The sequence below is a fragment of the Blautia sp. MSK17_66 genome (assembly GCF_020538025.1).
In the GTDB taxonomy this organism is placed as follows: domain Bacteria; phylum Bacillota; class Clostridia; order Lachnospirales; family Lachnospiraceae; genus Blautia_A.
In genome coordinates this window covers 77708-91872 of sequence record NZ_JAJBNQ010000003.1, presented here as the reverse complement: position 1 = coordinate 91872, position 14165 = coordinate 77708, and the positions used below count along the sequence as shown (strand labels likewise).

Here is a 14165-nt window from a genome sequence, read left to right as displayed (position 1 = left end):
TCATTCTTATCCTCTCACATCAAGAAACTGTGCCTGTCCACTGATGGTAAGTACTTCAGAATCTGCCGGGACAAAAATACAGTCCCCCTTATAAAACTCCATGCTTCCATCCTCACAGGAGATCGTACCGCATCCATTCACGCACAAAAGCACACGGAATGCAATCTCATCTGCACGATAATGCACCTTCTGGCGGCGTTCAGTATTTATCAGCATCCGATATACTTCAAAGTATTTACAGCGCGTCAACAGTTCCAAGGCAACTCCCTGACGATATCTCAGCACACGAAGCGGCTGCCGGGGTTCCATACTGCTTTTCAGATTCGCCACCTTCAGAGCCTTGTCAATGTGAAGTTCCCTCTTTTTGCCGTCTTTTCCCGTGCGGTCATAATCATACAGCCGATAAGTCAGATTCGAATTCTCCTGGATTTCTGCCACCAGTGTACCCGCTCCAATTGCATGGATCGTACCGGCCTCAATAAAAAACAGATCATCCTTTCTGACCGGAACCTGCTGCAGATAATTCATAAGTGTCCCATTTGCAATAGCCTTTCGCATCTCCGCTTCGGAGCTGTCACGCTTCAGACCATACACCAGCTTTGCATCTCTGCCGGCATCCAGCACATACCACATTTCCGTTTTTCCAAGCTGTCCCTTCTCGTGCTCCCGTGCATATTCATCCGTAGGATGCACCTGAACGGAGAGATCCTTTTTTGCATCAATAAATTTAATCAAAATCGGAAGCTCCGTCATTCCTCTGTGACGCTCTCCCAGATACTCCGGGTGATTTCGCAGCACCTCTGCCAGCTTCATACCAGCAAACTCACCGCCGACCACATAACTCGGACCGTCCGGGTGCGTAGAACATTCCCAGGTCTCTGCCACGGGTGACAGATTGATTCCCTTTTCAAATTCATCATTCAGTCTGCTTCCGCCCCAAAGATAGTCCTTTCCGGACGGTCTGAGCAAAAGAGGCATATTCCCGTCATTCATCAAAAGCTTCCTTCCATTTCTCAATACTCAAGTTCAAATTTCTGCTTATCATGAACATTGATGTCTTCCCCAAGCTGCACCTCGATCAACTTCAGTTCCGTTTCAGCAATCACCGTATGGCGGCATCCGGCAGCCATCGTGATCACATCTCCTACCCTGACACTCTGCTCCATACCATCTACGATCGTCTTTCCCTTACCGGAAATAACGACCCAGACCTCATCTCGATTCTTATGACTATGGTAATTCATCTTGTGACCCGGATTCAACGTCACTTTGATGGTTATGGATTCACTGTCAATATCAATGATCTTAAAACTGCCCCACGACTTCTCAGCAAACATCACACGATGATCCAGAGTACTCACAAACGGTTTAATGTAGGAGCTCTGTTCCTTATCCGATACAAGAATTCCCTCCGGTGACGCGGAAATGACCACATCATTCAGCCCCATGCAGAGGATTGGAATATCCAGTTCATTGACAACGTGGACGTTTTCACAATTCTCATTGAACAGAGCCTCACCCACTGCACGGCTGTCCATGGCCTCCGTCAGCGTATTCCACGTACCCAGATCCTTCCATGTACCTGCAAAACGCATGACTTCAATCTCCGGCTCATGCTCGACAACCGCATAGTCAAAACTGATCTTTTTCAGAGTCTCATATTTACAGAACAGATCATCATAATCCAGAAAACCGATCAGCTCATGCGCCCGCTCCAGAACATAGCCCAGTCTGAAGGCAAACACACCGCCATTCCACAGTGCACCCTTTTCGATATATTCTTTTGCCACTTCCTGTGTCGGTTTCTCCTTGAACATAGAAACCCTGCTTACCGCTTCCTTGCCAAGCGGAATGATGTAGCCATATTTCTCACTCGGATAGGTAGGCTCAATCCCCATCAGGACAAGATTCGAATCGCTTTTCTGTGCTCTCTCGCCCAATGCCTTCAATGCTTCAAAATAGTCATCCTCCACATAAGGATCCACCGGGCAGACAACCACAGATTCCTCCTCCCCGACTCCCTGCACATCCTTCAGATAAGCTGCTGCAAGTGCAATCGCCGGAAAGGTATCACGGCGGCACGGCTCCACACTGATTCCCACGTTCTCCCCAAGCTGGTTGTGGATTGCAGATACCTGCGACTTTGAAGTTGCGATCGTAACCGTAGCATCCGTGTCAATCGTCTTAATCTGCCGATATACACGCTGCACCATAGATTCCAGGGAGCCATCCTCCTTATGAAAAATTTTGATAAACTGCTTGGAACGGATATCATTAGAAAGCGGCCACAGACGCTGGCCGGAACCACCGGATAATAAAACTATATTCATAACAAAACTCCTCCGTTAAGTATAACCACACGATGTATAAAAATAACAAGCCGCATCCATATCTCTACAAATGCGGCCAAAATACATTATCGATCACAGCAGCCTGTTATCGTTCTGCGCGCATCGGATTATTCAGGAAGTCCTCATAAGACAGGCGCAGTCCGTCTTCTAACTCCGTCTTGTAAGTCCAGCCAAGCTTCGCTGCCTTGGAAACATCCAGAAGCTTCCGCGGTGTACCATTCGGTCTGGAAGTATCCCATTCGATCTTGCCGGTATATCCGACCACTTTTGCCACCAGCTCCGTCAGTTCCCGGATGGTCAGCTCCTTACCCGTACCGGCATTGACAGTCTCATTACCGGAATAATGATTCATCAGGAACACACACAGGTTTGCCAGATCATCCACATACAAAAACTCACGCAGCGGAGAACCATCTCCCCAGCAGACAACACTCTCTAAACCATTCACCTTCGCTTCATGGAAACGGCGGATCAAAGCAGGCACGACATGACTGTGCGTCGGATGATAGTTGTCATTCGGTCCGTACAGGTTGGTCGGCATAACAGAAATATAATCCGTACCATATTGACGGTTCAGAAACTCACAGTACTTAAGCCCGGAAATCTTGGCAAGTGCATAGACCTCATTGGTCTTTTCGAGCTCACTTGTCAAAAGGCAGTTCTCCTTCATCGGCTGAGGCGCCATGCGCGGATAAATACAGGAAGAACCAAGGAACTCCAGCTTCTTACATCCGTTTTTCCATGCAGAATGGATAACATTCATCTCCAGCGTCATATTATCGTACATAAAATCTGCCAGTGCTTCCTGATTTGCAATAATACCTCCGACCTTTGCGGCAGCAAGAAAAACATAATCCGGCTTTTCCTCTGCAAAAAACGCTTCCACCGCATCCTGACGAATCAGATCAAGCTCCTTGTGTGTGCGGGTAACAATATTCGTATATCCCTGACGTTTAAGCTCACGTACAATCGCAGAACCTACCATTCCACGATGACCTGCAACATAGATTTTTGCATTTTTTTCCATCATTATCCTCTGCCTTCTTTCTTATAAAACAGCCTTCATGGCCTTCTCACGCTTTGCACGTTCCCGGTCATGCTTAGCCATGATCTCAACAAGCTGCTCATAGGTCGTGGACTGCGGATTCCAGCCAAGAACCGTCTTTGCCTTGGTCGGATCTCCCCACAGATTGTCAACATCTGTTGGACGGAACCACTGCGGATTGACACATACAAGCATTTTTCCGGTAGCCACATCATAACCTTTTTCCTCGATACCGGAGCCTTCCCAGCGGATCGTGATACCGTTGGCTGCAAATGCTTTCTCCGTAAAATCACGCACGGTATGCTGAACACCCGTTGCGATCACAAAGTCCTCCGGCTTGTCCTGCTGCATGATCAGCCACATACACTCAACATAGTCCTTTGCATAACCCCAGTCACGAAGAGAATCCATATTTCCAAGTTCCAGATGATCCTGAAGCCCCTCCGCAATACGCCCCGCAGCCAGAGTGATCTTGCGGGTAACAAAGTTTTCGCCACGGCGCTCCGATTCATGATTAAACAAAATTCCATTTACGGCAAACATGCCATAAGCATCACGGTACTCCTTCACCATCCAGAAACCATACTGCTTCGCAACCGCATATGGGGAATATGGATGAAACGGCGTTGTCTCACGCTGAGGAACCTCCTCCACCTTGCCGTACAGCTCAGAGGTAGAAGCCTGATAAACCTTGCAGGTCTTTGTCAGCCCACAGACACGGACAGCTTCCAGAATACGCAGAACACCAAGCGCATCTACATCACCAGAATATTCCGGTGCATCAAAAGACACCTGCACATGGCTCTGTGCCGCAAGATTATAAATCTCATCCGGTCTGATCTCATTCACAAGACGAATCAAACCAGAAGAATCAGAGAGATCACCGTCATGCAGGGCAATCGCATTCTTCTCGATCAGATGATCAATACGGGCGGTGTTTGAGATAGATGCACGACGGACAACACCATGAACCTCATATCCCTTTTCCAGAAGAAACTCTGCGAGGTAAGAACCATCCTGTCCGGTAATACCAGTAATCAATGCTTTTTTCATTTTATGTACCTTTCCTTTATCATCTTACTTTTTTTAATCTGGCTATAGTTTAGCGTAAAGGCTAACAAGAAATAAACGGCATAATGAGTCGAATGTTAGCACAATATTGGTTTTTTACGATTTATTTTCATCATCAATTATATCTTCATAGCAAAAAAACAGTGGATTTACCACTGTTTCCGATATTCGCCCGGACTGATACCTTCTATTTTACGAAATACTCTGCTAAAATAGTTCGCACTATCCATTCCTACCATAACGCCAATCTCATCTATAGTTTTATCTGTGAAACGAAGCAACTGCTTGGCTCTGGTGATTCGTCGTTCTATCATATAATTATTGATTGTTACGCCATAGGTTTCTTTAAATATTTTGCTCATATAAAATTTGTTAATAAAAAACTTCTCCGCCAAATCATCCAGAACGATTTTCTCTGTGTAATTTTCATCAAGAAACGCTTTGATGGAAGATAATTCCATCCTCTTGCGACTTACTCTTACACTTTCAGGATGCCAGGACTGTTCCATAAGAAGAGTCAACAGAACACTAAGTTTTTCATTGATTCGCATATCTCGGATATAATCTGAAGAAGACGCCAGTTTATAAATATCTGTAAATATATCAGTAAACCGTGTCGGTTCCTTCGGATGAAATACTGGATGACCACCTCGTTCTTTATACTTCTCATGCACCGATGGAAGAGAAGGTGCATAAAAATGACACCACTGAAGAGACCAGAGATTTTTATTTAAATCCTCATTTTCTCCACCGTTGTTATTATCCGCACAATGAATTCCTGTGCTATGGCTATATGCCTTTCGACAGTCAATGAAAACACAGTCACCTTCTGCCAGTTTATACTCTCTTCCCTCATATTCCAGTTCACCGCTTCCGCTCAACACAACAAAACATAAAAACGATACCAGGTTCGATCGCTTCAATATGTGCGGATGAATGGCCTTGAGAGAACCAACTTCCTGAAGGTGGATCAGAGATGTTCTGGCAAAAACTGACGGTGTATAAAGAACTCTGGAGGAACTTACAGAGGATGACTGTGGATTAAATAATTCCTGTTCCATAAGCTCCCCCTTTCCATAATCCTTAAATTTCTCGTTCAAAATTTTACTTTATAGTGATATCCAGATTTTTTATTCCCACACAAGCTTACAATCAGCCACACCAACCAAACTGTCCATAAACACTTCATTCAGTCGATTCTCTACCTGCTGCTTTGTAACACCTTTCTTCAGGATAACCTGCAGGAATCCTCCGCCGCCGGCACCGCAGACAAGCTTCCCATCAATCAGTTCTTCAATACTACTGAATATCTGCTCAATCAAAGTATTACTGCTTCCTGCATCAACTTTTTTACTCAGTTCCCAGTGGTAATCCAGAAGTTTTGCAAAGCCATCTACATTGCCACGTTCCAATTCGAAGCACATTAAAGCTGCTGTTTTCTGGATTTCTTCCAAAGCAAAAAGACTGTCTGGTTCGTTTCCAACGTAACGTCCGACGACATCACGAAGAAGGTTACGGGCAAGTCTTCTCTGTCCGGTATAAATCAGAACAAATCTGTCATCCAGTTCCCTCTTTGCAAACTCTGGGATATCCACGTGCGTTACTTTTAACTGCTGATCAATTCCTGGCATAGAGGTAATGTATTTCAACCCTGGAGTGATTCCTCCTACCTGATCCTGCCAGCCGCCACCAGTAGACATGATCTGTTCCATAGCAAGCACATGCGCGTAAAGGTCTTTCTCTGTATATTCAATTCCCATAAACTCAAATACTGCTTTTACACAAGCTGCAGAAAGAATAGATGAAGTACCAAGCCCGGATCCTTTTGGAACGTTAGTTACTTCAGAATGCATTTCAAATCCACCACCAAGACGATCCAGAATCTCATCCAGACTACTTCCTTCTTTTGGAATAATTCCACAGGCAAGCAGACATGCTTTCTGCAGAGCAAACGGATCAAATGGATCACCAGTTGCCTGAAGCGGCTCAATCGTATCAAATTCTCCATGAACATCCATATCACGACTGTCGAAAACAATCTTCTTCTCACTAAGCTTCTCCAGTGTGACTTCTACAGGCTTCTGCCCATTCAGAAGAATCGCCACATTCAGTACTGTACCGCCATTTTCATTACAATATGGAGGTGTATCACTCCATCCACCGCCCCAGTTGACACGAAGCGGCAATTTTACTGTATGCTTTTCTGTGACGATTCGAGCATTTTCATTATAAGACAAATTTCTGAGCGTTGTAGCCAGAACCTCTGACTGAATCGTGCTGAAACATTCCTGAACCTCATCTTCGTCCTCCAGAATGGTTCCCAGATAATAATGAAGACGCATTTTTTCACTAAAATCTGCTTTTCTGATCCGACGTTCCAGCCATTCCTTCTGTATCTTTGTCAGCGACTCTCTCTTCCTCAGTTTAGCTGCCGGCACTTTGTTTCGGATTGCTTTCGCAATCTCATCCATCGCAACCAGATCTGCCATTCGCTTATTCCATGCAATGATCGCATCCGGATCCGCGTCGTTAAATCCAGAACAAAGAGATTTTTTCTGTGCTTCTCTCCATGCGGAAAGATCCGCCTGATCTTCTCCCTTTACAATTGCATACAGATTTAAGGCGGCTTTGACCGCTTCCTCAATCGTGTCTTTTTCCGGGTATAAGGCAGCCGACCATAATGTATGAGAATCATTCTCCCACAGCTTCGCACCAAGCTCCTTTTCAATCTCATCCAGATCTCGTCCAAACAGTCTGTTCTCTTTCGGATTATCATTAATACCAAAAATACGGACAATGAACTTTCCATCTCTCTGTTTCAGTCCATGCAAAACAACATCAGCCGGAATCACCTCATCATGAATATCAATATAAGAAAGGACACAATTCTCTCCCACTTCTGAATTACCATGCACATAAGAAACTTCCAGATAACAGTTTTTACCCATATTTGCTCTGCTGCTTAAAACACTGTTATAGCCTGCTGTATCACTATCCTTAATACTACTTCCAACCAAACGTCCCCAGCCAAGTTCACGATACTCATCTACACCACCGCTCATCAGTTTCAGGATTTCTCTCGTTGTACCAAAATGAATAAATTTAGCCGGTGCCAGACGAAGCAATTTCATCCTGTATGGACGCAATGCCTCCCACACACGTTCTCTTGGACGGGCAAGTTGAAATTCATCTAGCATTTCCAAATATTCCACCCAATTGTAACTTTTCTTCTCACTGCGTCGATTAAACCAGTAATACAAGCTTTTCAGGACACAGTATCGAAAGTCCGTGAGACTCCGTGTATTATCTGTAATACCATAGTAGTGATAGTAACCAACAAGCATCTGATTCAGTTTAACGATTACCTCTCTCAGTCGAATCGTCCGCATGCTTTTAATCAATTGGTGTATTTCTTTACATTTCTTGCGGAATTTCTTCTTGCTGGTTTTCCTCTTTACCCGGAATCTTCCGTCCTGACTATGCGAACAGTAGTGTGTAAATCCCAGAAAATCAAAAGTTTCCGGCTTTGTCCCAAGTTTCTGGCAGTCACTTTCCGCAAATCTGCCAAACTTGATGAGCCTGCTCTTTTCTTCTTCCAGATCTAATCCGAAGTAACCCATCCTACGTTTCAATCTCTCATAGAATCGCTCTGCTTCCTCTTTATATTGAAAGCAGCACACAAAATCATCAGCATAAACAATTATGCCGCTATATCCCCTGCATGCAGGTTCAACCTTTTCCTTAAACCACCACAACAGCACATAGTGCATGTAGATATTTGCAAGCACTGGTGAGCACACATTTCCCTGCCCAGAACCCCATTCGGATTCTTCGTACTGGAAGCCGTTCATAATCCCTGCCTTCAGCATCCTCTGCACAAGTCTTGTGATGTTCGGGTCTTTGATTCTGGATTCTACGAACCTGATTATCCATTTATGGTCGAGATTATCAAAGAATCCGCGTATATCTGCATCAAGCACATAATTCGTGAAATTCTTCTCTATCATGGTGTTCAGCTTCTTTATCGCTTTATGGCATCCTCGGTTAGGTCTGAACCCCATCATTTCATCATAAAAGTGAGGTTCAAACACTGCTTCCAGGATTCTCCGCAATGCTTCCTGCACCAGTTTGTCCTCGTAGCTATAGATATTAAGAGGTCTGGTCTTACCATTCTCTTTCGGGATTTCTATCCTTCTTGCCGGTTTCGGTTTGTAGGATTTCCTTTTCAGCCTCGCTACCAAATCTTCAAGGTTGCGTTCAAGGTTCTTCCCATATTCTTCTTTTGTCATCCCGTCAATTCCTACCGCTTTCGTTCCGTCCATTTCTTTATGGCAGTCTGCTAACAGTTCTTTATTGATAAGGTGTCCAACAGAAGTAAAGACCATGTCTGGATTTTCGCTTGATAACTGCGATATTCTCTCCAATTTCGTTTCCATTATTTCTCCAATCTCTGCGTATTGATAATGTTTCCTCTTTGATATTACTTTGCATGGCAGGACTGTGAGGAACAGTCCCTCTCGGCTTCCCTCCGGTGTGCTTATTATTCACACCATCAAAGGTACTATCCGGCCATCCGACTACCTGTGCATCATTTTCCTTCCTTGTTACCTTGTCAGAAATACCACAGACCTTACACTTTTCCATGGAATACACAGGTTCTCCCCAGTTGACGAACCATCATTGTACAGCATGATAAGCTCCTTCCGACACCGCCGCAGTGTGTGAAATCTCGCCGTGACGATAAACCCACATGTTGGCTTCTGCTCAGGCAACGGCATCGCCCTACGGACTTATCGGGATTACGGTGCTCAATCACTTACCCTACTGCCTAACGTTCCACGCTTGACTCGCACTGTTACCAATGCAAGCCCAGGATTTGCTACCGATGGCTTGGCTAGAGCCTTTTCGGACGGGATTTCCACCCGCTAAATGGTTCACCCTTGGCTGGGCGCACTGCCTGACCCCGTCTATTCCATATTGACTAATAATATCAAATTTATTTGTATCTGCATAACGTGTCTCAAACGGGGGGGGTTATATCCGTTATAGGAATGTGAACAAACATGCTTAAAGATCATATATGCAAATTCTTCTATAAAGTATTCTATCTTCCACCTAATAAGCAAATGCTTAATGGTTTTATCTTTTTTAAAAAAAGCGTTATTCCACAGCAAATGCCCAAAATCAACAGCGCCTCAACAATTACCAATATAAAAGGAACATCTACTCCTACTATTGCGAAGACTGGTATTATGACATACTGAAAAACATATCCCTGTACTGCATAAATTCCCATAGAGAGCGTTCCCACCCCCCCCACTAGATTTTTGGCGGTTTTGAATTTATTCACTGTCACATTCATTAATAAATTAATTCCTGAAAGCACAAATACCGATCCAGCAAAGCCGATAGTCCATCGGTATAAATCGTAATACATTTGTATCCATGGATTTTCTTTTCCTAATATTGCAAATCCAGAAACATAAATATAAGTGCCCGTCTGCATAAAGCGCAACAAGATTAAAAGCACAAAGCCTGATACTATCAATACAACCTTCTGAATTTTATTGCTGACTCTTACACCATGTAAATTCCACATATAACCAGCAACAAAAAATGGATACAAAAATTTCATATACCCTAAATTGAATTTATCCGGAGTAATAAAGAAGGCAATCATCAAAAGCAACATTACAGCCTTATTGTCCCTAAATAGATAATGGATTCCGGCTACTATAGCAGAGCATAGCAATATCGCCCACAAAAACCAAAGCGTTCCAAACAAAGTAATCACATAGCGCTTAACCCACCAGATGATTCCTGACCCGTTCAATTGCCCCGTTAATATTCTGACTGCAAAATCGATTGTTCCCCAGCAGATAATAGGAAGTACAAGCGTTTTCACACGGTTTATAACCAGCTCTTTCGGAGTACGCTTCTTTATTGTATAGAAGAACAAATATCCACTCAACAATGCGAACAGAGGCATATGAAAACTGTAAATCAGCTTAAAAACCGGATCATTAAAAAACAGCCTACTTCCCACATAAGAAATCTTACTTCCATATTGAATGGAATGTCCGAGAAGTACTAGAAAAATTGAAATGCCTTTCATAATGTCCAAATATGAATTTCTCTGTTTCTTATCCGAGTTCATCTTTGCTATTCCTCAATTTTATTCTTCAATTTCTTTATAGTAAATATAGGCGCCAAAACTTCGTATGGCAACATAGCTAGCACATTAGCAAGAACAACGGCTATCCAACTTCTAGTAATCTGAACCAAAATATAGGCCAACGGTATAAAAATAATTCCAGCGAACGTCATCCAAATCATTTGTAACTTAAAATATGACATACCGTTGCCTATCGTAGTATTCACATTATGTGCAACAAAAACGACGCTTGAACATACAAATACAAGCCCATATACTATGTTTGCATGAATTACTCCTGTACCAAGCCAAATATCAAATACTACACCCAAAAAAGGGACAATCAGAAGTTCCGCGACAAAGCATGCCAATGTTAAAATTAAAAATACACGGTATATTTTCAATATCCAGACATAATTCTTTTGGGCTTGTGCTTTCGTTACTGCTGACCAAACAGGAGTTAATGCAAGTGAAATTATCATTGCGGCGGTTTTAAATATCTTGAAATACGCCTGATATTCAACAACATATTCTGGTGCAGTAAAATTTGAAATCAAAAATTCATTTGCCGAAGAAACAACCATAAAAACGATCTGAAGCCAAAGAAGTGCTATTCCCACGTTACAAATTTGCTTGATGTAATTTTTATTGAAACATTTGAAACTAGGAACCTTACCTTTTAACATGGTTGAAAATACTACAATGCTACATATTATGTAGGGAACGTTAGCCGCCACTACGTTAACCCAAGACATCATAAGAAGGTTTTCAGAAATACTTTTCGATGGCAAAACCAAAAGAAAAAGCAGAATTAGAATATTCGTGAACAGGGCTAAAGCATTAACTATTGCAGAACGTTGATATGCATACAGGATAGATGTAATAATTTTCAAAACAATCTGCAACATTATTCCAATAAAAACAATTCGAACGCATTTGACTAAAATGAAATTTTCAACCAATGATGAAGATACATTGAAAATATTGTTCCAATCTGCTAAAGGAATACAGGCATAGCCTGCTATGCCAATCACGATAGCAATGATTGACATAAGAATATATGTCGTTGAAATGCTATCCCTTATACCTTTTTGATTATTTTTTTCAATAAAAACAGGAAGCTGATTTCTTAAACCTTGCCCTAAACCTAGATCAAAGAGCACCACCCAATTTAATATAGAAAGAATTGTATACCAAATTCCTAGAACTGTTTGGTCTCCAAAGAATCTAAGATACAATGGAAGAAGGACGACAGAGATAATCAAGGATCCTCCTTTAACAACAAAGGCTCCAATAATGTTTTTTAATAACATTTCATTGCTTGCAATTATTTTTTTCAGTTGATTAAACATAATTCTCCTATCCTTCAGACTGCATTTCATTATATTCATTCTTTTCAATCTTCCGTGCAAAGTACATGAAAAACGTAGTAAACAATAATGTCATATAATGAGGTTCAGTATTTATAATGATTAACGTAATTACAAGAATCACTGCGGAAATAAAACGATTGTCCGACATCATAAAACACGCTTTTATCTGCAAAAATAAATATAATAATCCTGGAATCACTCCATAATATAACATCATAGTAAATGTAGTATTTATATTCGAACCATCTACCATGTATCTCAATATACCTGCCATCTGAGCTCGCATACTATCAATTTCCAATATATTGATTCCAAACGGATGTCGTACAACAAGGTTCATATCTATTAATGTACTATACAATCTTGTTGCTGTCGATTCATTAGATGTATTACTTATTTTAGGTATGATATCAGGTGAAATAAATTCTATGATTCCATACAAAATATCATTATTAAAAAAGATTATTACAGTTATCCCTATGATGACCGCTGTCATCAAAAATTGTACTTTTTTATTAAATCCCTCAGCACTTTTCAATGCGTAGATCAAAAAAACCGGAATTAACAAAAGATAACCTGTTGTAGACTTCATAGAAAAAATGCACACAACCATAAGTATCTGATAAATGATAGTTTTCCAAGAAATCTCTTTTCGCACTGCCACCAGTATTGATGCAAAAATAACATAACCCTGATACATTCCCGGTTCCCAGAATATTCCTATGTTACGTTCTAATATTTCATACTCTGCTTTATGAAACTTTGCATATATTCCATAAAAGTCATAACTCCATCCTGATGTTTTCAATACCGTACCGGGCATAACATTTAAAACTTGTGGAAAATAAAAGAACACTAAAGAACATACCACAAGAACTAACATTGTTTTAATATAAGCATCTATAAAATAATCAAAATCTACCATCTGCACAATCAACCATGGCATCAGTAATGCGCAATAGGTTGCCAAATATCCTGTAAAATTACTTTTTCCCAAAAGCATGACAACAATTAGCCCTAACGCTGCCAAAATCATAAATATGTCATTAATTTCTTTTTTAAGGTATCTCGATCTACTTTTATGCGTTAAAAGATAACATGCAAAAAACACTATAGTAATATTCATATTAATAGTACCTATCGTACCCATGTATTTGTAATGCAAAACAGAGCCTGACATTACCAAAAGATATATAATTGTTAAATATGCAAATATCCGTTTTTTATTTTTTACTCTTATAACCACTATTTTTTACCTCATCTTATAGTAGAAATAATGTAACCTACCAATCGTGCCAACATCTGGCAAAATGTTTCCCACTATTGCAAATCTCAAGGTTCTTTATTATTTTCATATTTATCACACTAAAAAATCTCGTGTTTTAATACGGTATTTTGAAAAAGTGAAAGACTCGATACAACATAACACCTTAATCAGCTTACTCTTCTGTAATAATTTTCCGCAAAGGGAATTTTCCCCAACCTCTGCGTAATACTTATTCCGATCACCTGATTTTTGCCCAGCGTGAATCCGAAAACCGGAAATCACACTGTCCAGTGTGTAGAGGGCTTCATATTTTGCAAACTCTTTCCAGAGATGGTAATCTCCGGCGGTTTTATACTGCACCAGAACATGACCTGCCTTATCCCACAGATTCTTACTCCAAAACATAGATTCCTGCTCTAGAAAAGTTGCCACTCTACCGTCCATATATCCTTTGCGAATAAAATTTCGTGGAAAAACAGGAGTAATTCTCGGAACATTATGAGCCACCCCACGCTCGTTGTAATGGCACGGAATTCCCGTACACCACTGAATTCCCGTTTTCTCCATAACGATTGCCACCAACTCACATGCCCACGGCATATACATATCATCGGAATTCAGCCAGGCATAAATTTCTCCACTTGCCATTCTGAAGCCTTTGGTTATTGCATCATACATACCGTTATCTTTTTCGCTGATCCAGCGCATATTATACTGATTCTCATATTTTTTTATAATATCCAGTGTTCCATCTGTACTTCCTCCGTCGACAATAATATGCTCCACGTTATCGTAGGTCTGCCGCATAATTGACTTGATACAATCCTCTATGTATTTTTCACTGTTGTAACAAGCGGTTACAATAGATACCTTTGGATGATGATTCACTTGCATTTCCTCCTTG

General features: G+C 41.4%; 11 protein-coding genes. All 11 read right to left on the bottom strand.

Annotated elements, in window-relative coordinates:
• Positions 1-6 precede the first annotated feature (6 nt).
• Positions 7-993, bottom strand: coding sequence for a type I phosphomannose isomerase catalytic subunit (locus LIR34_RS02570; RefSeq protein ID WP_244092169.1), 987 nt, complete (start codon positions 991-993; stop codon positions 7-9).
• 20 nt (positions 994-1013) lie between these two features.
• Positions 1014-2330 carry a sugar phosphate nucleotidyltransferase gene (locus LIR34_RS02565; protein ID WP_173901972.1) on the bottom strand — a complete coding sequence of 439 codons (1317 nt, stop codon included), beginning with the start codon at positions 2328-2330 and terminating at the stop codon, positions 1014-1016.
• Between the two features lie 106 nt (positions 2331-2436).
• On the bottom strand, positions 2437-3378 hold the full coding sequence (locus LIR34_RS02560; protein ID WP_334297683.1) for a GDP-L-fucose synthase family protein: 942 nt from the start codon (positions 3376-3378) through the stop codon (positions 2437-2439).
• Between the two features lie 21 nt (positions 3379-3399).
• Positions 3400-4449 carry a GDP-mannose 4,6-dehydratase gene (gene gmd, locus LIR34_RS02555; RefSeq protein ID WP_173901974.1) on the bottom strand — a complete coding sequence of 350 codons (1050 nt, stop codon included), beginning with the start codon at positions 4447-4449 and terminating at the stop codon, positions 3400-3402.
• 167 nt (positions 4450-4616) lie between these two features.
• Positions 4617-5528: an AraC family transcriptional regulator gene (locus LIR34_RS02550; RefSeq protein ID WP_173901975.1), complete on the bottom strand. Its 912-nt coding sequence runs from the start codon at positions 5526-5528 to the stop codon at positions 4617-4619.
• 69 nt (positions 5529-5597) lie between these two features.
• Complete coding sequence (gene ltrA / locus LIR34_RS17745; RefSeq protein ID WP_173901976.1) at positions 5598-8903, bottom strand: group II intron reverse transcriptase/maturase; 3306 nt, start codon at positions 8901-8903, stop codon at positions 5598-5600.
• Positions 8818-9111: a hypothetical protein gene (locus LIR34_RS02535; RefSeq protein ID WP_173901977.1), complete on the bottom strand. Its 294-nt coding sequence runs from the start codon at positions 9109-9111 to the stop codon at positions 8818-8820. The genes ltrA and LIR34_RS02535 overlap by 86 nt, the downstream gene beginning before the upstream one ends.
• A 460-nt stretch (positions 9112-9571) precedes the next feature.
• Positions 9572-10624, bottom strand: coding sequence for an acyltransferase family protein (locus tag LIR34_RS02530; RefSeq protein ID WP_118342201.1), 1053 nt, complete (start codon positions 10622-10624; stop codon positions 9572-9574).
• Positions 10625-10629: 5 nt separating this feature from the next.
• Positions 10630-11973, bottom strand: coding sequence for a lipopolysaccharide biosynthesis protein (locus tag LIR34_RS02525; protein ID WP_147417370.1), 1344 nt, complete (start codon positions 11971-11973; stop codon positions 10630-10632).
• 7 nt (positions 11974-11980) lie between these two features.
• The gene (locus LIR34_RS02520) at positions 11981-13240 is read right to left on the bottom strand and encodes a hypothetical protein (protein ID WP_118342196.1); all 1260 of its coding nucleotides are present in this window, start codon (positions 13238-13240) and stop codon (positions 11981-11983) included.
• Between the two features lie 114 nt (positions 13241-13354).
• Entirely contained in the window at positions 13355-14149 is a 795-nt protein-coding gene (locus LIR34_RS02515) for a glycosyltransferase family 2 protein (RefSeq protein WP_173901979.1), read from the bottom strand.
• Positions 14150-14165 lie beyond the last annotated feature (16 nt).

Bases quoted from the DNA above. Each gene is read 5' to 3' on its own strand.
- LIR34_RS02570 (WP_244092169.1), bottom strand. From the start codon at position 993: ATGAATGACGGGAATATGCCTCTTTTGCTCAGACCGTCCGGAAAGGAC.
- LIR34_RS02565 (WP_173901972.1), bottom strand. From the start codon at position 2,330: ATGAATATAGTTTTATTATCCGGTGGTTCCGGCCAGCGTCTGTGGCCG.
- LIR34_RS02560 (WP_334297683.1), bottom strand. From the start codon at position 3,378: ATGGAAAAAAATGCAAAAATCTATGTTGCAGGTCATCGTGGAATGGTA.
- gmd (WP_173901974.1), bottom strand. From the start codon at position 4,449: ATGAAAAAAGCATTGATTACTGGTATTACCGGACAGGATGGTTCTTAC.
- LIR34_RS02550 (WP_173901975.1), bottom strand. From the start codon at position 5,528: ATGGAACAGGAATTATTTAATCCACAGTCATCCTCTGTAAGTTCCTCC.
- ltrA (WP_173901976.1), bottom strand. From the start codon at position 8,903: ATGGAAACGAAATTGGAGAGAATATCGCAGTTATCAAGCGAAAATCCA.
- LIR34_RS02535 (WP_173901977.1), bottom strand. From the start codon at position 9,111: ATGGAAAAGTGTAAGGTCTGTGGTATTTCTGACAAGGTAACAAGGAAG.
- LIR34_RS02530 (WP_118342201.1), bottom strand. From the start codon at position 10,624: ATGAACTCGGATAAGAAACAGAGAAATTCATATTTGGACATTATGAAA.
- LIR34_RS02525 (WP_147417370.1), bottom strand. From the start codon at position 11,973: ATGTTTAATCAACTGAAAAAAATAATTGCAAGCAATGAAATGTTATTA.